A 23750-nucleotide genomic window follows, 5' to 3' on the forward strand; every position below is an offset into this window, starting at 1 on the left:
GCTCAGTGGATGCGGCGACCGTGCGCGTCCGGGATCCCGGACTTGCGGAAGAAGTAGGTGTTGATCTGGTCCCGCCACTCCACGGCGCTGCGGAACTGTTCGTCGAGGCGCTCGGCCACCCGGTCGTGGACGGCCGGGTCGATCGCCCCGGCGAGGAGCCGCCACCGTTCCCGCATCGCCGCCACCTCCTCGACTCCGGCGAAGTGCGTGTCGTAGATGTGCTGGATCACGGTACGGCCGCTGTGCAGCACGTGCCGGTACGGGACGTGGTGGAAGAACAGCAGCAACTCGTCGGGGCAGCGCTCGCGTGACTCGTACACCTCCGACCACGGCGGCGGGTACTGGCCGGTGAAGCCGGTTCCGGTCGCCCGGGTCCGGTCCACCCCGACGCCGTCGCGGTCGGCGAAGTGGTAGGTGCCCCACGGGGTGTACTCGTAGCCGTCCACGTCCGGGCCGTAGTGGTGGCCGGGCCGCACCATGAAGCCGACGCCGAGCGGGGCGGTGTAGCGCTCGTAGGTGCGCCAGGAGTCGTCCATGACGGCGTGCATCGTCCGCCGCACCGTCTCCGGATCGCCGGTGGAGACCGGCAGCCAGGTCAGGTCGATCCACTCGTCGAGGATCGCGCCGGGATCCATCTGCGGGTCCCAGGCGAGCCGGCCGAAGGCGTACAGGTTCGCCTGGGCCAGCGGGTGCCCGGTCCAGAACGGGTCGTCGCCCACGTTGGACACGGCGACCAGGCCGCCACCGGTGCCCGCCGGGCCGGCCGCCACGTCGGCGATCGTGCCGCCGGTCGCGCCCCGGGGCCGGAACCGCAGGACCTCGCTCCACCAGGGTGCGAGGTAGCAGACGTGCCGCTGCTGGCCGGTGTACTCCTGCGTCGCCTGTACCTCCACCGCCAGCCGGGTGGCCGGCATCGCGGCGAGCACCGGGGACACGGGTTCGCGTGGCTGGAAGTCGATCGGGCCGAACTTCACCTGGAGGATCACGTTGTCGGCGAATCGTCCGTCCAGCGGCGCGAAGTGGTCGTGGGCGGCCCGGGCCCGGTCGGTCGACCGGTCCCGCCAGTCCTGGTGGTGGTCGTAGACGAACGCCCGCCAGCGCACCACGCCTCCGTGCGGTGCGAGCGCCTCGGCGAGCAGGTTCGCGCCGTCGGCGTGGTCGCGCCCGTACGCGAACGGGCCGGGCCGGCCCTCGGAGTCGGCCTTCACCAGATACCCGCCGAAGTCGGGGATCCGCCGGTATACCCGCCGGGTGACGGCGGCCCACCAGGCCCGTACCCGCTCGTCCAGCGGATCGGCGGTGGGCAGGCCACCGAGGAGCACCGGGGCGGCGAAGGTCACCGACAGGTGCACCCGGATGCCGTACGGGCGCAGCACCTCGGCGATCTCCGCGACGTCGCCGAGCCGGTCGGTCAGCAGCAGTGCCTCGGTGTCGTGCACGTTGACGTTGTTCACGCAGATCGCGTTGACCCCGCAGGCGGCGAGCAGGCGGCCGTAGTCGCGGAGCCGGGCGGGCTCGCGCCGGGCGGCGCCGTCGCGCCAGAACACGGAGCCGCCGGCGTAGCCCCGCTCGACCTGGCCCGACACCGGGTGTACGGCCACGTTGTCCCAGTGGTCGAGCATCCGCCGGTCCAGTGCCGGCCGGTGCCGCCGCGCCGGAAGGTCGTCGTCGAACGCCGCCGCGCCGAGCCGGACCACGTGGAACATCCCGTACAGCAGGCCGGCCGGCGCGTCGGCCAGGACCACAGTCACGCCGCTCGCCCGCGTCAGCAGGTACCCCTCGTCGCCGAGGGAGCCGTCACCGGTGCCGTTCACCGCCGGTGTCGCACCGAGCCGGGCCGCCTCCGCCGCCGCGTTCGGCACCGGGCCGGCCTCGCGCAGGGCCAGCACCAGGTCCGCGTCGACCGGCCATGGCGGACCGTGCCAGAGCCGCCCGCCGTACCGGGCGCAGGCCCGGCTCACCTCGTCGAGGACGGTGTCGACCAGGGGTCCGTCGCCGTGCACCAGCACGCCGCGTGAGCCGAGTTCGCGGAACGCCGCTGGTGGGAGCCAGGCGGCGTGCCAGGCCGACTCGCCGCTGCCGGCCGACGCGCGGCCGGTGGCCGGAACGCTCACGCGGTGAACTCCGCCCGGATGTCGTCGATCATGGGGTCGCCGATGCGCAGCAGCGCCAGCACCAGGAGCGCCGCGAGCAGGGCGAGCACCGCCTCGGAGAACACCGCGGTGACGCCGGCGGCGGCGGCCAGCAGCGCGACGTTGCCGACGGTGACGCCGGGCTTGCGCGCCACGTAGTACACGGCGAGCCGGAGCACGTCGCGGGTGCGGAAGGTGAACAGAGAGACGATCACCAGCGCGTTGACCCCGACCAGGATCACCCCCGCCCCGACCACCACCAGCGGCACCGCCCACCAGCCGGGGACGGCGGCGGCGGGTAGGTTCGCCAGGTTGACCGCGATGACGGCCAGCCACAGCAGCGTTGGCGCCCAGACGCGCAGGACGCCCGGCAGGTTGGCCCGGTAGGCCCGGCGGAACGCGGCGGCGGGACGCAGATCGGTCAGGTCGGGGCGCTGGTGCCGCAGCGTGTACAGCGCGGCGGAGACGGCCGGGCCGACCGGTAGCGCGGCGACGGCGACCAGCGGGAGGTTGCTGCTGTCGCGGTCGAGCAGCACGAGCACGGCCAGACCGGGCAGCGTGCTCACCAGGAGCAGCAGTTCGACCACGAGCAGGGTGTGAACCGTCGCGGCGGCCCGCGACAACGGCCCGTCGCCGAACTCCCGCAGCCCGCCCGTCGCGCCGGTCACTGTCGATCCCCGGGCGGGTCGAGCAGCCTGTCGTCCCACCACGGCGGGGTCTCGTCCACCACCGGGGTCAGCTCGGCGAGAGTCACCTCGTGCCGGGCGAGGTCGAGGTCGAGGTCCGCCCGCCCGGCCGCGACCGGCACCGCCCGATGGGTACGGGCCGGCTCGGCGGCCTCCCGCAACGCGTCGAACTGCCGGGGCCGTGGTGAGTGCGGGCTGCCCATCTCCCGCCAGGCCGCGAAGGCGTTTCCGGCGTCCTCGCTCACCGACGAGCGGAGCAGGAACGCCGACGCGGTGCCCGACGGGCCGATCGGCACCGACAGCGACAGGGTGTGCCGCTCGGGTGCCGGTTCCCGGCCGGTGACGTCGACGGGGGCCCAGGCCAGCACCGCGATCCGGCCGTCGGGGTGCCGGGTGACGAGGTGGTCCGGCCCGCGCGCGAGCACCTCGTCACCGAGCCGGGCCATGAACGCGTACAGGTGGTAGGTGGGTTTCTTGATCTGCCGGTGGGTGAGCAGGCCGAAGCCGCCGTGCAGCGGCGCGGTCGGCACCCCCTCCTCCTCGAACACGTCGCTGAAGGTCCAGTAGGAGAAGGAGTCGACCAGGTCCCCGCCGCCGGCCAGCACCGGAGCGAGGTAGGCGGCGTGGAAGGCCGTGTCGTGGATCGGGTTGTCCGGCCGGTAGGAGGAGTTGAACTCGGTGATGTGCACCGGGCGGCCGGCCAGCGCGGTGCCGGCCAGGTGCCGGCGGGGCGCGGCGAACTGCTCCAGCAGTTCCGCGGCCGGGGCCAGGGTCTGCCGGGTGCCGAACGGCACGTGCCGGGCCGGGCCGGAGGTGTAGGCGTGCCGGCTGACGAAGTCGACAGGCACGTCGCGGTCGGTGACGAACTCGGCGAACGGCTTCAGCCACTCGTCGGCGCCGGGGGACAGGGCCGGGCCGCCGACCTGGAGCGCCGCGTCGACATCCTTGACGGCGTGCGCCGAGACCTCGTACAGGCGGTGGTAGGCGTCCTGGTCGGCGCCCGCCCAGAACGCCGGCAGGTTGGGCTCGTTCCAGACCTCGACGGGCCAGCCGCGCACCTCGTCGAGGCCGTACCGGTCGACCAGGTGGGCCACCGTGGCGCGCACCAGGTCACCCCATTCGGTGTACGACTCCGGAGGCGTCACGTTGCCCCGCCACCAGAACACCGTCTGGTCGCCGGAGGCGAGCGCCGAGGGCATGAACCCCAGCTCGACGAAGGGCCGGATGCCCATCGCGAGGTAGGCGTCGACGACCTGGTCGACGTAGGTGAAGGCGTGCCGCACCCGGCGCTCGCCCTGGTACGTGTAGGGGCGGTGCACGCCGACGCCGTCGCTGAGCAGCCCGTGCCCGCGGATGTGCCGGAACCCGATGTCCCGCTGCACCAGCGCCAGCGAGTCCTGATAGTCGCGTCGCAGCGCCAGGTCGAACCGCCCGGTGCCCACGCAGGTACGCCAGGCGTCGGTCAGCCGGCCGACGGGCCGGTCGGGGACGAGGAGCCGCATCATCCGTGGTCTTTGCGGTACCGCTCGTACGCCTTGTTGACCAGGTCGATGTAGGCCTGCGCGTTCTTGCCCTTCAGCTCCGAGACGTAGGCGTCCCACTCGCTCAGCGGCCGCTGGCCGAGGGCGAACTTCAGCGTGTTCTGGGTGACGTGGTCCTTCAGCGCGGTCGCCCAGAGCGTCGTCTGCTCCCGCTCCTCATCGCTGAGCGGCGCGGGTGGCGGAGTCACCCAGGGCGCGGCCTTGCGGGCGTTCATCTCCTTCTGGAACTCCAGTTCCTCGGGCGAGAAGAACGACTGCACCAGGTCGAGCGTGCCGCCGTACGCGAAGACGCCGTTGTAGAAGCCGAAGTCCTTCTGCAGATGCTTGCTGGCCTTGGGGTTGAGCCCGATGACGTTGACGTCCGGGGCGAGGCTGCGCTTGCCCGAGGCGTCCTTGGTGTACGTGGTGCCCTCGACGCCCCACTTGGCGAACTCCTGGCCGGCGTCGGAGTACCAGAGCCAGTCGACGAACTGCATCATGGCCACGAAGTTCTTGCCGTCGCGGGCCTTGCTGGAGATCATCACGCCGTTCTCCAGCCGGCTCGCCGCGTTGACCGGGCCGGCCGGACCGACCGGGAAGAGGATCTTGCCGAGCCGGGCGTTCGGGTTGATCTTCGCGATGTCCGGGCGGTAGTCGTTCACCAGGGTCTGCGCGTTCGTGCTGATCACGAAGGACTTGCCGCTGGCGAGCTTCTGCCGGGCCTGGTCGTCGGTCTGGGTGAACGTCTCCGGGTCGAGCAGCCCTTCGGCGACCAGCTTGTGGAGGTACTCCACGACCTGCCGGTAGCCGTCCGAGGCGCCGGTGAAGACGTACTTGCCGGCGCCTTCGTCCCAGCTCGTCGGCTGGTAGTTCCAGCCGGCGCCGGGCAGGCCGTGCGCGAGGGCCAGCATGTTCAACAGGTTGCCGGCCGGGTTGGGCTTGCCGAACCGGTCGGAGAAGGGGATGACATCCGGGTGGGCCGCCTTCATCGCCTTGAGCATGGCGTACACCTCGTCCCAGGTGGTCGGGGACGGGATCTTCAACTGCTCCAGCACGTCGGTGCGGACCGCGAGGGTGTAGTCCTGCCAGGGCTTCTCGTGCAGCCCGGGCAGCAGGTAGAACTTGCCGTCCTCCTGCCGGAGCGTGTCCATCTCCGGCTTGAGGTTCCACTTCTCGATCTTGTCCTTGAAGTGCGGCATCAGGTCGAGGTAGTCGCTGACCGGCAGGATCGCGCCGGACGAGACGTACGAGTTCTCCTGCGGGTGGTAGGTCTTCGGGATGATCAGCGGGGCGTCGCCGGAGCCGACCAGCACGCTGCGTTTCTGCTCGTAGTCGCTCAGCGGGACGGCGACCGGGTCCAGCTTGACGTTCGTCCGCCCGGCCAGCTCGGTCCAGAACAGCCATTCGGGCTTGAGCGGGTAGTTCGGGTGGTTGTTGTAGAGGATCGAGAACGTGACCGGCTCGGTGGCCTTGAACTGGTCGCCGACGCCGTACTTCTCCATCGCGCCCGCGCGGTTGCGGTCGAGGTCCTTCTTGTCCGGGGCGTCGTCGCCGCAACCCGCCAGGGAGGCGACGGCGGCCGCGCCGGTGGCGAGCAGCACCTGGCGCCGGGACAGCTTGGCCATGGGTTCTTCCTTCCGGTGGTGGGGTGGTGATGCCGGTGGCGGCTATCCCTTCACGGCGCCGAGCATGATTCCGGAGACGAAATAGCGCTGGATGAAGGGATAGACCGCGAGGATCGGCAGGATCGTCAGCACGATGGTCACGGACTGGATGGTGGCGGCGGACTGGACGACGTCGCCGGCGCTGCCGAGGCCGCCGCCGGTCTGCGTGGCGTCGGTCGCGCCCGCGATCAGGTTGCGCAGATAGACGGTCACCGGGAGCAGGTTCTGACGGTCCATGTAGAGGAACGCGGCGAACCAGGAGTTCCAGAACGAGACGGCGTAGAACAGCACCATCGTGGCGACCATCGCCTTCGACAGCGGCAGCACGATCCGCAGCAGCGTGCCGTACGTGTTCAGGCCGTCGACGGCGGCTGCCTCCTCCAGTTCGACCGGCAGGCTCTCGAAGAACGCCTTCATCACCAGCAGGTTGAACACGTTTATCGCGTTGGGCAGGGCGATCGCCCACACGGTGTTCTTCAACCCCAGGCTGGTGACCAGGACGTAGTTGGGGATCAGGCCGCCGGTGAAGAACATGGTGAACACGGCGATCCCGACCAGCGCGGTCCGGCCCCGCAGGTGCTTCTTCGACAGCACGTACGCGTAGCAGGTGGTCAGCACGACGGAGATGAGCGTGGCGACCACCGTGTAGAAGACGGTGTTGCGGTAGCTGACCCAGAACGTCGGGTCCGACGTCACCACGCGGTACGCGGTGAGGTTGAACCCGCGCGGCACGAGGTTCACCTCGCCCGCGACGATGTACGCGTTGTCGCTGAGCGAGCGGGCCACGATGGTGAGGAACGGATACAGGGTCACCACCACGACGCCGGTCAGCACGACGACGTTCACCACCTGGAAGACCCGGTAGCCCCGGCTGGGCCGGGGGCCACGCGGCCGGGCCGCCGGTTCTCGTGTCGGGGCCTGGGTGCGGGCCCGCGTGCTCACCACAGGCTTGTCCCCACCGTGCGCCGGGAGATCGCGTTCGCCGACAGCACCAGCGTCAGCCCGATCACGGACTCGAACAGGCCGATCGCGGCGGCGTAGCTGAGGTTCCCGGAGACGATGCCCACCCGGTACAGGTAGGTCGAGATCACGTCCGCCGTCGGGTAGGTGAGCGGGTTGTACAGCAGCAGGATCTTCTCGAAGCCGACGGCCATGAAGGTGCCGATGTTGAGGATCAGCAGGGTCACCATCGTCGGCCGGATCCCCGGCAGCGTCACGTGCCAGGTCTGCCGCCACCGGTTGGCGCCGTCGATGCGGGCCGCCTCGTACAGGTCGCCGTCGACGGTGGTGAGCGCGGCGAGGTAGAGGATGGTGCCCCACCCGACGGTCTGCCAGACCTCCGAGGAGACGTAGATCGTCCGGAACCATCCGGCCTGCTGCATGAACGCCACCGGCTCGCCGCCCACGGCGCGCACCATCTGGTTCACCGTGCCGTCCACCGACAGCAACTGGAGGACCATGGCGGCCACGATCACGATCGACAGGAAGTGCGGCAGGTAGGACACCGACTGGACGAACCGCTTGAGGGCGCGGTTGCGCACCTCGTTGAGCAGCAGCGCGAGGACGATCGGCAGCGGGAAGCAGAACAGCAGGGTCAGAGCGCCCAGCACGAGCGTGTTGGTGAACACGCTCCAGAAGGTGGGGTCGGTGAAGAACAGCCGGAAGTACCGCAGCCCGGTCCAGTACTCGCCGAAGATGCTGCCGCCCGGCTGGAAGCGCCGGAACGCGATCACGTTGCCGAGCATCGGCAGGTAGCGGAACGTCAGGAAGAACAGCAGCGGCAGGACGGCCAGCGAGTAGAGCTGCCAGTCCCGGCGCAGGGCCCGCCGCCAGGGCGTACGACGACTGCGCGCGGTCGGGGCTGCCAAGCTCGTCCTCCCGCCTGACCGTCAGATGGAACTTTCCGGTAATACGTCGTAAGCCTTTCGGAAATTTATGGGTATCGTTATCGGCGTGTCAAGAGCGTCGATTGATAACTCCCTCGACCAGCTCCGTCGCTACACGCCGGCCGTCGTCGAGCCCGCCGACTTCGACCGGTTCTGGCGTGCCACCCTCACCGCCGCCGCAGCCACCCCGGTGCTCGTCGACGTCCGGCCCGAACCCACCGACCTGCGGCTGGTCGACGTGTGGGACGTGACGTTCGCCGGGTTCGACGGCGAACCGGTCCGGGCCTGGTACACCCGTCCCGCCGGCGTACCGGCGCCGCTGCCGGCCGTGGTGGAGTACCCCGGCTACGGGCGCGGCCGGGGCCTGCCGGGCGAGCGGCTCACCTGGCCGGTGGCCGGTTACGCCCACCTCCTGGTGGACAACCGGGGCCAGGCCGGGCTGTACAGCCGCGGGGACACCCCGGACCCGCACGACGCGCCCGGCGGGCCCAGCCCGGCCACGCGGGGAATCCTGTCCCCGGACGACTACCACTACCGCCGACTGATCACCGACGCGGTCCGCGCGATCGACGCCGTCCGCGTCCTGCCCGGGGTGGACCCGGCCCGCGTCGCCGCGGTGGGCAACAGCCAGGGCGGGGGACTCGCGCTCGCGGCGGCGGGCCTCGCCGACGGCCTCGCCGCGCTCCTGGTCACCGCCCCGTTCCTGTGCGACATCCAGCGCGCCGTCGAACTGACCGAGGCATCCCCCTACGGCGAGATCGCCCGCTACCTGGCGGTGCACCGCGAGGCCGAGGAGGCGGTCCGGCGCACCCTGTCGTACGTGGACGGCGTCACCTTCGCCCGGCGGGCCACCGCCCCGGCGCACTTCGGGATCGGCCTGCGCGACGAGGTCTGCCCGCCGAGCACCGGCTTCGCCGCCTACAACCAGTACGCCGCCGCCGGATCGACAGTGCCGTTACGGGAGATGCACACGTACCCGTTCAACGGCCACGAGGGCGGCGAGGCCGTCCACGTCCGGCGGCAGCTGCGCTGGCTCGACGCGGTGATCCGTGCCGCCGGGACGGCAGCCGGCTGACCGGCTCACCGGATGCCCGCACGGAGCGCCCGCACCTGGGCCGGCGCGTGGTGGTCCGGCTCGGGGCACCGGGTGGCGGGCGACCGCTCACGCCGGGTCCAGGTGCAACCGTGCCAGCTTGGCCGGGTCGATCACGGCCGTGACGGCGGTGATCCGGCCGCCGGTGACGGCGAACGCGAGGATCGAGAGCGGCGTGCCGTCCGCGCGCCAGGAGACAACTCCGGGCAGGCCGTCCACCAGCGCGGTCCGGGTCGACGCGGCCTGGCCGGCGGCGGCCCGCGCGCCGGCGGCGACCCTGGTGGCACCGATGGTGACCACCGCGTCGCCGGGGCCGTCGACGGTGAGCCTCACGTCGGGATCGAGCACGCGAAGCAGACCTTCGAAGTCTCCACCGCGAGCCGCCGCCAGGAAGGCGGAGACCACCTCGCGTTGTTCCCGGCCCGGGCCGGTCGGGCGTTCGGTCGCCTGGACCTTCCTGCGGGCACGGCTGGCGAGCATCTTGGTGGCGTCGGTGGACTTGCCGAGGATGCGGCCGATCTCGTCGAACGGCACCGCGAACAGATCGTGGAGCACGAATGCCAGCCGCTCGCTCGGGCGCAGTGAATCGAGAACGACGAGGAGCGCGAGCCCGACCGAGTCGGCGAGCACCGCGTCGTCGTCCGGAGCGTGTGCGTCGTCGAACGTCACCACGAGGTCGGGAAGGTGGATGTCGAAAGAGGCCTCGGGGCGGGCCTGGCGCGCCCGCAGGACGTCGAGGCTAAGCCGGCCGACCACTGTGGTGAGCCATCCGGCGAGGTTGTCGATGGTGTCCGCGTCCTGGCGGGCGAGTCTCAGCCAGGCTTCCTGGACCACGTCCTCGGCGTCGGCGTGCGACCCGAGTACGCGGTAGGCGACCGCGCGCAGCCGGTCGCGGTGGGACTCGAATGCCGTTGCCGCCGAGTCCGTCGAGCCGCTGTCGACCATGTTGTTACCTTCCACGATTCCGCTTCGTCAGAGGTGATGACGGGTCCGGGCGGGCCCGGGTAACCGCTGAAGGAGCAGGGACTGATGGAACCACGCCTCAAGAGTGCGATGAACCCGGATCTGATGACTGCGGTCCAGCACCTCCACAAGGCGATAGCCGCCGGGGGTGTCGAGCCGCGCCTGCTGTCGCTGGTCCACCTCCGCGCCAGTCAGATCAACGGCTGTGCGCCGTGCGTCTTCGCGTCCGTCTCGGGGGCGAAGAAGGCCGGCGAGACGGACGAGCGGCTGCACCACGTGGTCGCGTGGCGGGAGACGCCGTTCTTCAGCGAACGGGAGCGGGCGGCGCTCGCGCTGACCGAGGCCGCCACCCGCATTCAGGACGGCGCCCCCGGCGTGACCGATCAGGTCTGGGACGCCGCCGCCGAACACTTCAGCGAGGAGGAGTTGAACGCGATCATCCTGGAGATCGCCATGACCAACTTCTTCAACCGGATCAACCACTCCATCCGGGAACAGGCCGGCAAGACCTGGTGAGCCGCCCCGCACCATCACTTCACCGCCGCCGATGAAGGCGAAGACATTCCTGATTCGACCTCGGTTTCTGGCAATACGGATCGTGGGTACCGGAAAGAAAGTGATCAGGAATAGAGAAGGCGTGGCACACCGGGTGCGACTAGCCTGAGGAGAACGGTGACGAGAGAGAGGAGCGGTACCTAAGTGAGCACCACGTCGAAAGCCAGTAAGGTCGGCAAGCAGAGCAAGTCTTCCGATGAGGGATTCTCCGAGGTCGAGCGAGCCGCCATCAAGGACCGCGCGGCCGAGTTGAAGTCGGAGGCTCGCCGCAGCAAGAGCGCGAACAAGGCGGCGGCCGACGAGAAGGACGTGCTCGCGAAGATCGCCGAGATGGGGCAGCCTGACCGGAAGGTGGCCGAGCGCCTGCACGCCATCATCACGGAAACCGCTCCCGAACTGGCCCCGAAGTTGTGGTACGGCCAGCCCGCCTACGCCCGCGGCGGGAAGGTGGTGTGCTTCTTCCGCAGCGGCAAGGTGGACAAGGAACGCTACTCGTCGTTCGGGTTCACGACGGAAGCGAAGCTCGACGAGGACCACGGCCTCTGGCCGACGTCCTTCGCTCTCACCGAGCTGAGCGACAAGGGTGAGGCGACGATCAAGAAGCTTCTGAAGAAGGCTTTGGGTTGATTTCCGCGGTCGCAAACAGCGCGGGCGACCCAGCGTCATAGTCCGGCCGAGCAGCGACAGCTGCTCGGCCGGCCCGCGCTTCCGGCCCGTCTCTGCAGCCCGTGTGCCCACGGCGTCGCGCGACGCCGTGGGCACACGGGTTTCGTCGTCGGTCAGGCGTCTCGGCGCTTGAGCAGGACAGCTGCGAGCGCGAGCAGCGCGGCGGTCCACAGGCAGAACACTCCGAAGCCCTGCCACGGCGTGAGCAGATCGCCGGGGAGCTTCGTGGCCTGCCCGATGAGGATTCCGGCCTCGGTGGGCAGGTAGGCGTGGGCGTACTCGCCGACCTTGCCGGGCAGCAGCTGGACCAGCGGAGCCAGCACGAGCACGAACATGATCACGCTGGTGATGCCGGCCGCGGTGCGCCGGACGATGGCGCCGATGGCGAACGCGAACAGGCTCAGCACGGCCAGGTACAGCGCCGTGCCCACCACGGCCCTCGCCACACCGGGGTCGCCCAGCGAGACGTCGACCTTGCTGGCCAGCATCGAGGCCCCGACGAAGAAGGAGGCGAACGCCGCCACGAGACTCACGGCCAGGACCAGCAGGCACAACACCACGGCCTTGGCGGCGAGAAGCGGCATCCGCCGCGGTACGGCGAGGAGGCTGGCACGGATCATGCCGGTCGAGTACTCCGACGCGATCGCCATGACACCCAGGACGCAGATCGCCGGCTGGCTGATCAGGAAGCCGCTGCCGAGGATGACGGCGGCGGGATCCGAGGCGGCCAGGGCCCGGTCGCTCTCGGTCATCTGATCCCACGAGGCGACGGTCAGGCCGACGAACAGCGCCGTGAAGGCCGGATACAGCACCGCGAGCAGGGCGAGCGACCATCCGGTCGACCGCACCGACTTCAGCTTCGTCCATTCGGAGAGCATCACCTGGCCGAACCCGGAGCGACTGGCCACCGGTGTCGTGGTGACGTCAGCAGTGGCCGTGGTCATCGGGCAGCTCCTCGGGAGTTGGGGGCGACGGTTTCGCGGGTGGATCCGGTGCCACCGGTACCGGTGTACTCGACGCTCTCGCGCGTCAGTTCCATGAACGCCTCTTCCAATGTGCTTCGCTGCGGCACGACCTCGTGCAGGACGTGCCCCCCGGCGGAGGCGATCTCGCCGATCCGGGCCGCCGTCATGTCCTGGACACTCAGTTCGCCGTCGCCGTTGCGGGTCACCTCGCCGCCCTCACGCGTGATCGCCTCGGCCAGCAGGTCGGCGTGCGGGCTGCGGACCAGCACCGTCTGCTTCTTGCCGCGTTCGATGAACTCCTGGGTGGGGCAGTCGGCGACCAACCGGCCGCGTCCGATGATGATGAGATGCTCGGCGGTCACCGCCATCTCGTTCATCAGGTGGCTGGAGACGAACACGGTTCGCCCCTCGGCCGCCAGTTTCCTCATCAGGGTGCGAATCCACAGGATGCCCTCAGGGTCGAGCCCGTTGACCGGCTCGTCCAGGATCAGCACGGACGGGTCGCCGAGCAGGGCGGCGGCCAGCCCGAGACGCTGCCCCATGCCGAGGGAGAAGCCGCCGGCCCGCTTGCGTGCTACCTCCGTCAGCCCGACGAGGTCGAGGACCTCGTTCACCCGCTTCTTGCCGATGCCCTGCGACTGGGCGAGGCAGAGCAGGTGGTTGTACGCGCTGCGGCCGGGGTGCACGGCCTTGGCCTCCAACAACGAGCCGACGACGGTCAGCGGCGTGGCGAGTTCGTGGTACTGCTTGCCGTCGATGGTGGCGTTGCCGCCGTCGGGACGGTCGAGGCCCAGCAACAGGCGCATCGTCGTCGATTTTCCGGCGCCGTTGGGCCCGAGGAATCCGGTCACCTTGCCGGGGCCGACGGTGAAGGACAGATCCTTCACCGCGGTCTTGTCGCCGTAGCGCTTGGTAAGGTTCCTGGCTTCGATCATCCGTTCCGTCCTGGATTAGGCGATGAGTGGGACAAAGCGAGGGAGTCGGAATCAGTCGCGTTCGCATTCGCCCCGGGAACAACGCTCCCGAGCAGTCATCGGGAACGCGGTTGGGCGAAACGCAGCGCATTGCCGGCGGGATCCTGGACGGCGCAGTCGCGAACGCCCCAGGGCTGATCCGTCGGTTCCTGCGTGACCGTCGCTCCCGCTTCGCGGAGGCGCTCGAACGTGGCGTCGCAGTCGTCGGTACGGAACACGAGACCGGGCAGCAACCCCTTCGCCAGAAGGCTTGCGAGGGCCTGCTGGTCGGCGGGCGAGGTCTCCGGATCGACGACAAGGGACTGGAGGACGATGTCGGCGTCAGGCTGTGCGGCCGAACCGAGAGTCACCCAGCGCAGTCCCTCGAACGCTATGTCCTTGAGCACCTCGAAACCGAGGACATCCCGGTAGAAGGCAATTGCCTTCTCGTGGTCGTCCACGGCGACGAAGCACTGTGAAACCTTGACTCCCATGCGTGTCACGCTACTGACAGACGGTGCCCGGTTGCTTCTCGATTCCTGACGGGTGTCGGGCGCATCCGGACGGGAAGGCCCGTGTGCCGACGGTTCCATAAGAGCGTCCTTCCGTGCGCCGGTGAGCCTCAGGCCTTGACGAATTCGACCAGGACCCGGGCGAGGATTTCGGTCTCCACCCGGTGCCAGGATCCGGGCAGTTCGCGTCCGGAGCCGTTGGGCAGGGCCTTCGCCGTCGCCTGCGCCGCCGCCCGCAGCCAGTCACTGGTGCCGTCGCTGTTGACGACCAACGTCTCCGTCCGGAGGGCCGCGAGCCGCTCGACCGGGACGTCGAAGTCACCGCAGATTGCCGTGTCGTACGCGAGCGTGTGGGCGTTCGCCTCGTTCGTCTCCCACAGCGGGCCCTGCCGCCACTGGCTGATCGCCTCGGGCGGCAGTCCCATCAGCACCGTGAGGAAGTACTCCGCCGCTTCGCCGCGCCTGCCGTCGGCAACAAGCGCCCGGAGCGCGTCGGCGGCGTCGAGGGGCGGCTTCGGGTGACCGTCGACCCGGAAGTACGGCTCGTGCAGTGCGAGCTTCGTGATCGCCAGACCCGCCATCGCCGCCTCCAGCGCGAGGTTCGCGCCGCACGAACCGGCGAACACCACAGCGCTGCCGCCGGCCTCCTCGATCACCGCGGCGAGATCCTCGATCTCGCGCTCGACCGCGTAGACGGGCGAGTCACCGCTCTGCCCGCGTCCTCGGCGGTCGTAGACGAACGTGGTGCAGTACGGTGCCAGCTCGGGCACGAGGGCGTCGAAGATCGTGTGATCGCGAAACGCGCCGTTCAGCAAGACGATCGGTGGCCCTTCGCCGGCTCGTCGATAGGCGATCGTCGTACCGTCCCGCGAAACGACCTTGCGCATGGCGCTCTCCTCAGTGGGCCCGCACGGATGAATCCGCAGCCAACGTGCGGCTGGCTGGTTGACGTCCGGTCGAGGAGCGGTCGTGCCTGACGCGGTCCGGATCGCCGCGCCGGCGGCGAGGTCTACGAGGCGATGGCGGTGACGCCGCCCTCCAACCCCGGATCGCCGGCGAGGATCGCGGCCAGGAGTCGTTGCACCCGCGGGCCTGGTTCGACGCCGAGCTCGTCGTTCAGCACGGCACGAAGGCGGTGATAGACCTGCAGCGATCGACCGACGTGGCCGGCGCGGTACATGGCTGTCATCAGCAGGGCACAGAGGTTCTCGTTCATCGGATTCCGGGCCGTCAGGAGCGTCAGCTCGGCCAGCAGGTCGGAGTGCCGCCCGAGAGCGAGGTCGGCTTCGATCCGGCGTTCCAGCGCGCCGAGCCGGCTCTCCTCCAGCGAAGCCGCCTCGATCTCGAGTATCGGCCCCATTCGGACGTCGACCAGTGCCGAGCCGCGCCATACCTGCAGCGCGCGACTGAATTCATGGGAAGCCCGGCGGTGATCGTCTGATTCGGCCGCTTCGCGACCGGCGACGAGATGGCGGGTGTAGACCTCGACGTCCGTTTCGCAGGCGTGGTCCTCGAGCAGATAACCGTTGTGGCGGGTGCTGATGATCTGCCGTGCCCGCAGATTCCCGCAGCCGGCGGCGGCAAGAGCGTTGCGCAGCTGCAGAATGTACGTCTGCAACGTGGTGGCGTGGCTTCGTGGTGGGCGGTCCCCCCACAGTTCTTCGATAAGTGTCGGCACGGTGACGACGCGGCCCGCATTGAGCGCGAGAAGAGCGAGAACCTGTCGTTGTTTCGGTGCGCTTGCCGTCACCGCCGTCCGGCAGAAACGTAGGGACAGTGGGCCGAGCAGCCCGATACTGAGTGGCTTCTGATTCTTCTCCATATAATCTCCTGCCCCGTTTCGGATTGCTGTGGCCGAGCTCTCCGTCGTGACATAACAAATGCTTGACTGATGCGTCTTCGGTACACAACGATTTTATTCACGCGAATGTGAAAATAGGCGCGATTGGGGCACAAGGCCCGGCTCGGCGCCGATGGTAACGGGTGCAAGTTTTTTTACTCGATGAGTCTCCCCCTACAAGATCGAATAACTGGATTACTGCACGCGATTACGCATTGTGGTGTGATCCGGTGGTCCCGGGGAACTGCGGGTTTATCGTACCCGACCGCTTACCTGATGCGCTGCAAAAGTTGGGGTGGGATCGCGTATCCGGAGGCTGAGCTGCGAGAAGTCGATGTGTCGAGATTTGGGACGCGTCCTCTTTAGACTGCTTCGACGGACTCGGCGCCCGCCGGTTCCCGCGCTGCTGCCGGGGTGCGGCCGATGGCCTCCGGGGGCCGCGTCGAAGCAACGGAAAGCGTCCGCTGGGGCCAGCTCGCGGCGAGCCTCATCGGTGCCCGGTCCGCGTCGGTGCAGGCCGTGATCCACACCGGTGGCGTTCGTCACAAATGCTCGTCAGGTGCCCTGGGCAACCGAATTCGCGCCAGGCGGCGGGTCGGCCGACGAACCCGGCGGCGACCGCGTCGGAGGGCCGGCGGATCACGGTCTGCAACGTCCGCCCCGCTTCCGGCCGTACCACCGAGCCGCCGCAGCGACTTCGCAGCAGCGTCGTTTCCGGGCCGGTTCGACTTCCGGGAAGACCAGCGCCGGTTTCCGGCGAATAGGGGGACGCGCCGCGCCAGGAATCGGGCGGTAACCGGTGACCCTGTTGCGCGAACCGGGCCGGTTCGCCCCTCATCTCCGCGGAGCCACGAATTGTCGCGGGACGTGGTCGGTCGATGAGGCTGCTCCGGCCTGATGCGCCACTCCGGGGATCCGGTGAATGGGCCGGCGAAAGGCGTGCCACCGATCATCGGTGCCGACTGCCGGTTCGAGGTCCGACAGATCCGTGATTCGCCGCCTCGCACCGTCGCGTGAGGGCGGCGCGGGGTGTTGCGAAGATTCGCGGGCTGGCTGTCCGTACCGGCGCTGCCGAGCGGAAATGGCGGGCCTCCTGGCTCGCGGCCCGGCCTCACGTCAGCGGTACCGGAGTGCCGAATTGGTTTCCGGCGCTTCGGCCCGGGATTTGCTGCTCGGAGCCGGGCACCAGCGGTGCTCGAGCTGATCCCGACGGCCCGAGGGGATGCTGACGGCTGCCACGGATGTAGTGAGGTGCCCATGGAAAATGCAGTCGAACGTGCCGTCGAGTATCTCTGGAAGCACTACGACCGACCGCTGTCGCTGACCGAGGTGGCGGAGAGCGTCCGCCTGAGCCGTTTCTACTTCGCCCGCCTGTTCCGGGACACCACCGGAATCACCCCCGGGCGCTTTCTGGCCGCCATTCGCATACACCACGCCAAACGGCTCCTCATTGACACGTCGATGCGGATAACCGATGTCTCCGTGTCGGTGGGTTACAACAGCCTGGGGTCGTTCAGCAATTGCTTCACCTCCAGCGTCGGCCTGTCACCCGGCCGTTTCCGGCGTCTGTCGCAGATCGACGGCATCGAGCTGCCGGGCGCGTTGCCGGCCCCGCACGGTCCCTCGGGCGCGGTCGCGGGGACGATCAGCCTGCCGGAGGGGCACGGAAACGCGCGCGTGTATCTGGGCGCCTTCCGGACGCAGACCGTGAAGCACCCGGCGGCCGCCGCGGTGATCGTCGACGTTCCCGGTGGCCGGCCGGCGTGCTACCGCCTGCCGCACGTTCCCGAGGGCACCTGGATCGTGCACGCGGTGGCGGTGGCCGACGGCGCCGGACTCGACGCGCGGCGGCCGCACGCCCCACTGGTCGGAATGCACCCGTCGGTGACGGTGACCGCAGGTGGAGTGACCAGCGCCGCGGTCCGTCTGCGTCGCCGCCGGCCGATCGACCCGCCGGTGCTGCTCGCCCTGCCCGACCTGGTGCCGCCGCCTGCGCCGGCACCGCTCACCGGGTGCCCGGCCGTCACGGCACGCCAGGCGCCGGCCGCGTGGCAGGAGGATCGACGTGGGCTGGCGCTGGCCGCGCCCCGTCCCGGGTTGTCGTAGCGGGCCCCTCCGGCACGAACACGGCGTGAGGTGCCGCTTTCAACTGCGAATATTGATGCAGTTGAACGTCACTGAGCCGGGGCGGCGTTGCTCCCGGCCGGTCGGGACACGGCCCTCCCTCAGCGGAGAGGGCTCGCACCGATCCGGCACCTCATCGAACCATGCTCGGCGCGGCCCGGTCCGTCAAGCCCGCGGCTTCCTCTGTCGGCGGTCGAGTCCGGCAGCCCGGGGGGGCAACGTGGAGGATGCCGGCCGATCGCGGGCCACTGCACTATGGCCGAGACACAGACGGATTGCCCCATCGGGACTGTCTCTCCGCGGCCCGTCGCACAGCGGTGGGGAAAGGGCTGGGGCCACCACTGCCCAGCGGCCTTCGCATCGTCGGCACCGCCGCAAGCGGAACACGCGAGCCAGAAAGTGGTGATCGACCGTGACCTCAGCCGTACTGCTCAGACCTCGCTCCGGCACCGCCCTCACGGAACGGCTGGCGCGTTCGGCGGCAGCGACCGAGGGCGCCGGCATCAAGACGGCCGACGTGCCGGGCTGGCTGGCCGCCGAGACGGTGGCCTGCGGTACCAGGGTGCGCCGGATTCCCTTCGCTGAGCTGGACGGGTGGTCGTTCAGTCCGGCCGGCGGGAACCTGCGACACCGCAGCGGACGCTTCTTCTCCGTCGAAGGCCTGCATGTCGCCCGGCCGGACATCGGCACCGAGTGGCAGCAGCCGATCATCGTGCAACCGGAGGTCGGCATCCTCGGCATTCTGGCCAAGGAGTTCGACGGGACGCTGCACTTCCTCATGCAGGCGAAGGTGGAGCCGGGCAACCCCAACCTGGTCCAGCTGTCACCCACCGTGCAGGCGACGCGCAGCAACTACACGAAGGCCCACGGCGGGGCGGCGGTGAAGTACCTGGAGTACTTTCTCCGTCCCGACCCCCGGATGGTGATCACCGACGTGCTGCAGTCGGAGCACGGTGCGTGGTTCTACCGCAAGCGCAACCGCAACATGATCGTCGAGGTCGAGGACGACGTGCCGGCCGACGAGAACTTCCGGTGGCTCACCCTGGGTCAGCTCGGACGGCTTCTCCAGCACGACAACGTCGTGAACATGGATGCGCGGACCGTGCTGGCGAGCGCACCGGTGATGTATCCCGAGCACCAGGCCCTCTCGTCCGACGTCGAGCTGCACTCCTGGATCACCGGTAAGCGGGCACTCCACGAGGTCCGGGCCCGCCGTATCCCCCTGACCGAGGTGGCGGGCTGGGTCCGGGACGAGTACACCATCCACCGGGAGGACCAGAGGTTCTTCCAGGTGCTGGCCGTCGCCGTGGAGGGAGCCAACCGGGAGGTCCCGAGTTGGAGTCAGCCGCTGTTCGAACCGGTGGCCCAGGGCGTCGTGGCCTTCGCGTACCGGGCGTTCGCCGGCGTACCGCACCTGCTCGTTCATGCCCGGGTCGAAGGCGGATTCCTCGACACCATGGAACTCGCGCCGACCGTTCAGTGCGTCCCGGCGAACTACCTCCACCTGCCGGCCTCGCAACGTCCGCCGTTCCTCGACGTGATGCTGGAGGCACCCCAGGATCGGATCCGGTACGCCGCGATCCACTCCGAGGAGGGCGGACGGTTCCTCAACGCCGAGAGCCGCTACCTCGTCGTCGCCACCGACGAGTCGACGACGCCGGCCGAGCCGCCGCCCGGCTACCACTGGATCACCCCGGGCCAGCTCGGATGGCTCGCAGGTCACAGCCGCTACGTCAACGTCCAGGCGAGGACGCTGCTCGCCATCCTCAACAGTCGTGCCGTCGACATCGGTCAGGGCTGTTCGTGAACCGGCCCGCAACGGGTCGTACCGGTCGGTGAGGCAGAGCCAGTCGTGGCTCTGCCTCACCGACCGGAACCGCTGTGTCTCAGCGGGCGGCGACAGGACCCTTGCCGTCGCCCACCTGCCGGATGGTCCGGCGCATCGACTCCCTGTCGTTGGCGCGCGGGAAGTCGTCCTCCGGCACCTTCACCCCGAGGAACGCGCACAGGGGCTCCCATCCCTGCTTGACGTCGTAGACGAGAAGGTTGTCCGGCTCGATGGAGTTGACGACCTCCTCGTTGTGCCTGCGAAAGACCTCGATGGCGTGGTCCTTGTCGGCGAACCGTCCACCGAACAGGCCGTCCCACACCATCGTGCTCACGAGGCGGTGCACCCGGGCCGGCATGGAACCGGCCGGCGGGCGGTTCTCACTGTTCCGCACGGCGAACTGGTACAGCGTGTCGTGGGTGCTGCGGTACCACTCCTCGCCGTCACGGATGGTGAGAACGACCTTGGCCTCCGGGAAGGCCCGCACGATCTGCTTGTAGTAGATGGAGCTGGGGCCGTCGACAGCTGAGGTGAAGCCGTCGAAGAGGGCCGGCCAGTCGGGCTGCTGCCCGTCACAGACGACCTTCTCCCACTGGCCCAGGCGGTGCGGATCGCGGACGACCTCGAACATGTGGTAGCAGGGCCCGTAACCGAGACGTTCCAACGCGACCTTCAGCGACGTGGTGCCGGTCCTGCCCAACCCGGTGTTGATGAGCCGCAACAAAGGAGTTCCCTTCTTCAGTGGATCGGGTGCCGTGGCTCAGCGCCAGTCACCCGGCGCCTGCCGGGTGGACACGTTGACGCAGTTCCACATGTTGACGAGGCCGATGTGCAGGATCAGCGCACCGAGTTCCGGCTCGGTGAAGTGCCGGGCGGCGTCGTTCCAGACGGTGTCCGGCACCGGGTCCTCCTTGTCGTTGAGGCGCGTCGCGGCCTCGGCGAGCGCCAGGGCGGCGCGTTCGGATTCGGTGAAACAGTCGGCGTCGTGCCAGGCGTCCACCTTGTGCAGACGTTGATCGATCTGGGCCGCAGCGTCCGGATCGGTGGGCAGGATGTTGACCCGGCCGTTGATCTGGCTGACGCGCATGCGGACCAGATCGAGCGTCCGCACCGGCACGCCGATCTGGTTGATCGCCTTGGCGAGGTCGAGCAGCGGCAGCAGGGCGTCCGGCACGACCAGTGAAGGGTTGTTCATCCGCGGTGCCATGGCATTCTCCTGGGGATGGGGGCGGCTCTTTCGGGGGAACGGGGAGAGAGATCCGGATCGCCCGGTGCGTCACGGATGCGAGACGCGAGCGGGGAGCCGGCCTTCACGCTCTCGTGACGAGGCGGATCGGCCCTTGCGGGCGGCGCCGACGAGCGCATGGTGCAGCCGTTCGTCGTCGTCCTGCCCGGCTTCCCACTGCACCCCGAGGACGAACGGATGCGCTGCCGCCTCCACCACCTCGGCGACACCGTCCGGCGCCTCGGCCGTCACCGTGAGGCCCGTGCCGACCCGGTCGATTCCCTGATGGTGGTGGCAGCGGGCCTCGGGAACGTCGTTGCCCAGCACGCCGTCGATCGCGCTGCCGGCATGCAGGTCCAGGCGGGTCCGGCCGAGGGTGAAGGCCTCGGTCTCGGGACTGTGCCCGTCGTGGCCGACGAGTTCCGGTAGGTGCTGGTGCAGCGTGCCTCCGTGCAGCACGTTCAGCAGCTGCATGCCGCGGCAGATGGCCAGGACGGGCAGGCCGGCGTCGAGCGCGGCCTCGATCAGGGCCAGCTCGACCCGGTCCGCCTCCGGGCTGCCGCACCGGGTCCGGGGATGACGTTCCTGTCCGTACAGCGCCGGATCCACGTCGGGGCCGCCCGGCACCAGCAGTCCGTCGAGCTGGGGCACCGTGTGCTCGGCGCCGGGCACCAGCGGCACCAGCAGCGGGATGCCGTCCGCCGAGGCGAGCATGTCCACGTGGGACTGGAGCGCGAGGCTGACGGTTGTCTGGAGGCCCTGCACGGTCACCGGAACCGTTCGTGCGCTGATTCCGATCACGGGACGCGCGGGGCCTTCCCGCCTCTGCGCATAATTGTTGAAGGATGAGTTCATGGACACCCTCATAACTTCCGGAAATCGCCGTTCCAGGCGGTTCCGCCGCACGGGACGATGGTGCGGCGAATGAGGTGGGGAATCATCGGACGATGGCGGGCCGGCGACCATCGCGGCCGACCGTACAACGGTTCCTCGGCGACTCGCAACCATCGCCGGCGGCTTCGCGGGAACGCTACGGAACGGGCCGTCGTCCGGTGGCGACCGAGCCGGACCGCCGCCGTCGCCGATCGTTCAACTGAGGCGGAGCGTGAGCGGAAACCGCTGTTCAGCGGCGTGCTCGGCTCACCGGGGCGCCGTGGCGTCCATCGGTCCTTGACCGGGACTAAAGAGGCTTTCGTCAAACTGCGAGGCGTCCGTGCGGGTCCGGCGTAGCGGTTCGATGTCCGTCGCGACACCAGCGCGTCACGACCGGTACAGTCATCTTCCGGAAGGACGGCAATGGCAACAATCGAGGTCCCGGTTCTCATCGTCGGCGGCGGTGGATGCGGCTTGTCCGCATCTGTCTTCCTCTCCGACCACGGCGTAGGTCATCTGCTGGTGGAACGGCACTCGGAGACATCGAGAATGCCGAAGGCGCATTATCTGAACCAGCGCACCATGAGCATCTTCCGTCAGCACGGGCTCGACGGCGAGGTGGCCGAACTCGGGGCGTCGATCGAGGAGTTCGGAAAGCTCCGGTGGCTGACGTCGCTCGGCGGCGACCGGCCGCTCGACGGCCTCGTCGTCCAGGAGATGGACGCCTTCGGCGGCGGTGAGCTGCGCGAGACCTACGAGGTGGCCGGGCCGGTCATGCCGGTCAAGCTGCCCCAGGTCCGGCTGGAGCCGATCCTGCGCCGGCACGCCGAGCAACGCAATCCGGGCCGGATTCTGTTCAGTCACGAGCTGGTCGGCTTCGCCGAGGAGGGCGACCGGGTCGTGGCCGAGGTCCGCAACGTCGACACCGGTGAGGTCACCACCGTCGTGGCGCGCTACCTCGTCGCGGCCGACGGCGGCCGCACGGTGGGCGCCGCTCTCGGCGTACGGATGGAAGGTCTTCCCGGTTTTCTCCAGGTCACGACCGCGTACTTCACCGCGGACCTGTCGCCGTGGTGGCAGGAGGGCACGCTCCTCACCCACTTCCTCAACCCCTACGACCCCGATCTGTCCAGCAACCTCATCGAGATGGGACCGACCTGGGGCAAGCACTGCGAGGAGTGGGTCCTGCACTTCCCGCCGGGCGACCCGGAGCGCTTCCCGCCGGAGACGATCGTGCCCAAGATCCGCGAGGTCCTCGGACTGCCCGAGCTGGAACTCACGCTGCACCACGTGACGAACTGGGCCGTGGAGTCCCTGGTCGCCGACCGCTACCGGGTGGGCCGGGTGCTGCTCGCCGGCGATGCCGTGCACCGGCAGCCGCCCACCGTCGGCCTGGGGCTGAACACCGGGATCCAGGACGCGCACAACCTCGCGTGGAAGCTCGCCGCGGTGCTCGGCGGCCGGGCGAACGACAGGCTGCTGGACACGTACGAGGCGGAGCGGCACCCGATCGGGCGGCACAACGTCGACTGGGCGGTGTCCGCGGCCCTGCACCACCACGCGATCCTCGAGGCCATCGGCCTCGGGCAGCACACGCCGCAGCCGCGCCGCGACAGGTCGTTCGCCGCGCTCGTCGACCCGTCTCCGCTCGCCGTCGCGGCGCGCGCCCGGTCGGCGGAGATCTTCGCCACCCACCGGGGCGGGTGCCAGGCGCACGACGTGGAGATCGGCTTCGCGTACGAGGAGGGAGCGGTCATCCCCGACGGCAGCCAGCCGCCGCCGCGGGAGCCCCTGCGGGACGTGTACCACCCGACGACGCGGCCCGGCCACGTGCTGCCGCACGCGTGGATCGAAGGTGGCGGCCGCGTCCTGTCCACCCAGGACCTCACCGGCACGTCGACCGGCTTCGTGCTCATCACCGGCCCGCAGGCGGCACCCTGGCAGGAGGCGGCCGCGGAGGTCGCCACCAAGTTCTCCGTCCCGATCGTCACCGCGTCGATCGGGGCCGGCGGGGAGTACGTGGGGACCGACGGCCGGTGGCAGGACGTCCGGGAGATCACGGACGAGGGCGCGATCCTGGTACGGCCCGACAACCACGTCGCGTGGCGCAGCACGGGCGCCGCAGCGGATCCCGTCGGGGACCTGGCCGGTGCGATCGGGCGCCTCCTCGACAGCCAGCCGGGGCCGGCGCTCAGCTGACCTCTCTCTCTGCCACGCCCGGACCATCGGTCCGGGCGTGGGTCGTTGTGCCGGCCGACGTCAGCG

General features: G+C 69.6%; 20 protein-coding genes and 1 pseudogene. 6 read left to right on the top strand and 15 right to left on the bottom strand.

Features of this window, described 5'->3' with window-relative positions; all coding sequences use genetic code 11:
* Positions 1 to 2 precede the first annotated feature (2 nt).
* The 6 genes from O7604_RS20250 to O7604_RS20275 are packed head-to-tail and all read right to left on the bottom strand — an operon-like array spanning position 3 to position 7870.
* The gene (locus O7604_RS20250; protein WP_281577397.1) at positions 3 to 2114 is read right to left on the bottom strand and encodes an alpha-glucuronidase; all 2112 of its coding nucleotides are present in this window, start codon (positions 2112 to 2114) and stop codon (positions 3 to 5) included.
* Positions 2111 to 2800, bottom strand: coding sequence for a hypothetical protein (locus O7604_RS20255; protein WP_281577398.1), 690 nt, complete (start codon positions 2798 to 2800; stop codon positions 2111 to 2113). The genes O7604_RS20250 and O7604_RS20255 overlap by 4 nt, the downstream gene beginning before the upstream one ends.
* Positions 2797 to 4323, bottom strand: a complete 1527-nt coding sequence (locus tag O7604_RS20260; RefSeq protein ID WP_281577399.1) for a xylan 1,4-beta-xylosidase — start codon at positions 4321 to 4323, stop codon at positions 2797 to 2799. The genes O7604_RS20255 and O7604_RS20260 overlap by 4 nt, the downstream gene beginning before the upstream one ends.
* Positions 4320 to 5963 (bottom strand): extracellular solute-binding protein, encoded by a 1644-nt coding sequence (locus O7604_RS20265; protein WP_281577400.1) that lies wholly within the window; start codon positions 5961 to 5963, stop codon positions 4320 to 4322. The genes O7604_RS20260 and O7604_RS20265 overlap by 4 nt, the downstream gene beginning before the upstream one ends.
* A 42-nt stretch (positions 5964 to 6005) precedes the next feature.
* Positions 6006 to 6944: a carbohydrate ABC transporter permease gene (locus O7604_RS20270; RefSeq protein WP_281577401.1), complete on the bottom strand. Its 939-nt coding sequence runs from the start codon at positions 6942 to 6944 to the stop codon at positions 6006 to 6008.
* Complete coding sequence (locus O7604_RS20275) at positions 6941 to 7870, bottom strand: ABC transporter permease subunit (protein ID WP_281577402.1); 930 nt, start codon at positions 7868 to 7870, stop codon at positions 6941 to 6943. The genes O7604_RS20270 and O7604_RS20275 overlap by 4 nt, the downstream gene beginning before the upstream one ends.
* Before the next feature lie 67 nt (positions 7871 to 7937).
* Here O7604_RS20275 and O7604_RS20280 point away from each other — a divergent pair, with 67 nt between their 5' ends.
* Positions 7938 to 8963 carry an acetylxylan esterase gene (locus tag O7604_RS20280; protein WP_269705309.1) on the top strand — a complete coding sequence of 342 codons (1026 nt, stop codon included), beginning with the start codon at positions 7938 to 7940 and terminating at the stop codon, positions 8961 to 8963.
* A gap of 87 nt (positions 8964 to 9050) precedes the next feature.
* Here O7604_RS20280 and O7604_RS20285 read toward each other — a convergent pair whose 3' ends face one another.
* On the bottom strand, positions 9051 to 9926 hold the full coding sequence (locus O7604_RS20285) for a sigma-70 family RNA polymerase sigma factor (protein WP_269707071.1): 876 nt from the start codon (positions 9924 to 9926) through the stop codon (positions 9051 to 9053).
* An 84-nt stretch (positions 9927 to 10010) separates the two neighbouring features.
* Between O7604_RS20285 and O7604_RS20290 the strand changes: the two genes are divergently transcribed.
* Together O7604_RS20290 and O7604_RS20295 are read left to right on the top strand one after the other, a co-directional pair.
* On the top strand, positions 10011 to 10460 hold the full coding sequence (locus tag O7604_RS20290; protein WP_281577403.1) for a carboxymuconolactone decarboxylase family protein: 450 nt from the start codon (positions 10011 to 10013) through the stop codon (positions 10458 to 10460).
* Between the two features lie 183 nt (positions 10461 to 10643).
* Positions 10644 to 11126, top strand: a complete 483-nt coding sequence (locus O7604_RS20295; protein ID WP_281577404.1) for a DUF1801 domain-containing protein — start codon at positions 10644 to 10646, stop codon at positions 11124 to 11126.
* Positions 11127 to 11278: 152 nt separating this feature from the next.
* Here the strand turns inward: O7604_RS20295 and O7604_RS20300 are convergent, their stop codons facing one another.
* From O7604_RS20300 to O7604_RS20320, 5 genes and pseudogenes are all read right to left on the bottom strand, one after another.
* Entirely contained in the window at positions 11279 to 12109 is an 831-nt protein-coding gene (locus tag O7604_RS20300) for an ABC transporter permease subunit (RefSeq protein ID WP_269705313.1), read from the bottom strand.
* Positions 12106 to 13065 carry an ATP-binding cassette domain-containing protein gene (locus O7604_RS20305; RefSeq protein ID WP_281577405.1) on the bottom strand — a complete coding sequence of 320 codons (960 nt, stop codon included), beginning with the start codon at positions 13063 to 13065 and terminating at the stop codon, positions 12106 to 12108. Before O7604_RS20305 ends, O7604_RS20300 begins: the two co-directional genes overlap by 4 nt.
* Before the next feature lie 104 nt (positions 13066 to 13169).
* Positions 13170 to 13577, bottom strand: a pseudogene (locus O7604_RS20310) (VOC family protein); the annotation flags it as partial.
* Between the two features lie 128 nt (positions 13578 to 13705).
* Entirely contained in the window at positions 13706 to 14482 is a 777-nt protein-coding gene (locus O7604_RS20315) for an alpha/beta hydrolase (RefSeq protein WP_281577406.1), read from the bottom strand.
* Positions 14483 to 14604: 122 nt separating this feature from the next.
* Positions 14605 to 15417 carry an AfsR/SARP family transcriptional regulator gene (locus tag O7604_RS20320; RefSeq protein ID WP_269705317.1) on the bottom strand — a complete coding sequence of 271 codons (813 nt, stop codon included), beginning with the start codon at positions 15415 to 15417 and terminating at the stop codon, positions 14605 to 14607.
* A gap of 1209 nt (positions 15418 to 16626) precedes the next feature.
* On the opposite strand from O7604_RS20320, the gene O7604_RS20325 reads away from it, so the two are divergent.
* The gene (locus O7604_RS20325) at positions 16627 to 17541 is read left to right on the top strand and encodes an AraC family transcriptional regulator (RefSeq protein WP_281577407.1); all 915 of its coding nucleotides are present in this window, start codon (positions 16627 to 16629) and stop codon (positions 17539 to 17541) included.
* Positions 17542 to 17971: 430 nt separating this feature from the next.
* Positions 17972 to 19366: an NDP-hexose 2,3-dehydratase family protein gene (locus O7604_RS20330; RefSeq protein ID WP_281577408.1), complete on the top strand. Its 1395-nt coding sequence runs from the start codon at positions 17972 to 17974 to the stop codon at positions 19364 to 19366.
* A gap of 79 nt (positions 19367 to 19445) precedes the next feature.
* On the opposite strand, the gene O7604_RS20335 is transcribed toward O7604_RS20330, so the two are convergent.
* The 3 genes from O7604_RS20335 to O7604_RS20345 all read right to left on the bottom strand — a co-directional run bounded on the left by O7604_RS20335 (position 19446) and on the right by O7604_RS20345 (position 21467).
* The gene (locus O7604_RS20335) at positions 19446 to 20111 is read right to left on the bottom strand and encodes a sulfotransferase family protein (protein ID WP_348650993.1); all 666 of its coding nucleotides are present in this window, start codon (positions 20109 to 20111) and stop codon (positions 19446 to 19448) included.
* Between the two features lie 36 nt (positions 20112 to 20147).
* Positions 20148 to 20594 carry a carboxymuconolactone decarboxylase family protein gene (locus tag O7604_RS20340; RefSeq protein ID WP_281577410.1) on the bottom strand — a complete coding sequence of 149 codons (447 nt, stop codon included), beginning with the start codon at positions 20592 to 20594 and terminating at the stop codon, positions 20148 to 20150.
* 69 nt (positions 20595 to 20663) lie between these two features.
* Positions 20664 to 21467, bottom strand: coding sequence for a gamma-glutamyl-gamma-aminobutyrate hydrolase family protein (locus tag O7604_RS20345; protein ID WP_281577411.1), 804 nt, complete (start codon positions 21465 to 21467; stop codon positions 20664 to 20666).
* 441 nt (positions 21468 to 21908) lie between these two features.
* On the opposite strand from O7604_RS20345, the gene O7604_RS20350 reads away from it, so the two are divergent.
* Entirely contained in the window at positions 21909 to 23684 is a 1776-nt protein-coding gene (locus O7604_RS20350) for an FAD-dependent monooxygenase (RefSeq protein WP_281577412.1), read from the top strand.
* The last annotated feature ends 66 nt before the right edge of the window (positions 23685 to 23750 follow it).

Source organism: Micromonospora sp. WMMA1947, assembly GCF_027497355.1.
GTDB lineage: Bacteria > Actinomycetota > Actinomycetes > Mycobacteriales > Micromonosporaceae > Micromonospora.

Bases quoted from the DNA above. Each gene is read 5' to 3' on its own strand.
- O7604_RS20260 (WP_281577399.1), bottom strand. From the start codon at position 4,323: ATGATGCGGCTCCTCGTCCCCGACCGGCCCGTCGGCCGGCTGACCGAC.
- O7604_RS20265 (WP_281577400.1), bottom strand. From the start codon at position 5,963: ATGGCCAAGCTGTCCCGGCGCCAGGTGCTGCTCGCCACCGGCGCGGCC.
- O7604_RS20280 (WP_269705309.1), top strand. From the start codon at position 7,938: ATGGGTATCGTTATCGGCGTGTCAAGAGCGTCGATTGATAACTCCCTC.
- O7604_RS20285 (WP_269707071.1), bottom strand. From the start codon at position 9,926: ATGGTCGACAGCGGCTCGACGGACTCGGCGGCAACGGCATTCGAGTCC.
- O7604_RS20290 (WP_281577403.1), top strand. From the start codon at position 10,011: ATGGAACCACGCCTCAAGAGTGCGATGAACCCGGATCTGATGACTGCG.
- O7604_RS20300 (WP_269705313.1), bottom strand. From the start codon at position 12,109: ATGACCACGGCCACTGCTGACGTCACCACGACACCGGTGGCCAGTCGC.
- O7604_RS20305 (WP_281577405.1), bottom strand. From the start codon at position 13,065: ATGATCGAAGCCAGGAACCTTACCAAGCGCTACGGCGACAAGACCGCG.
- O7604_RS20315 (WP_281577406.1), bottom strand. From the start codon at position 14,482: ATGCGCAAGGTCGTTTCGCGGGACGGTACGACGATCGCCTATCGACGA.
- O7604_RS20320 (WP_269705317.1), bottom strand. From the start codon at position 15,417: ATGGAGAAGAATCAGAAGCCACTCAGTATCGGGCTGCTCGGCCCACTG.
- O7604_RS20340 (WP_281577410.1), bottom strand. From the start codon at position 20,594: ATGGCACCGCGGATGAACAACCCTTCACTGGTCGTGCCGGACGCCCTG.
- O7604_RS20345 (WP_281577411.1), bottom strand. From the start codon at position 21,467: ATGAACTCATCCTTCAACAATTATGCGCAGAGGCGGGAAGGCCCCGCG.
- O7604_RS20350 (WP_281577412.1), top strand. From the start codon at position 21,909: ATGGCAACAATCGAGGTCCCGGTTCTCATCGTCGGCGGCGGTGGATGC.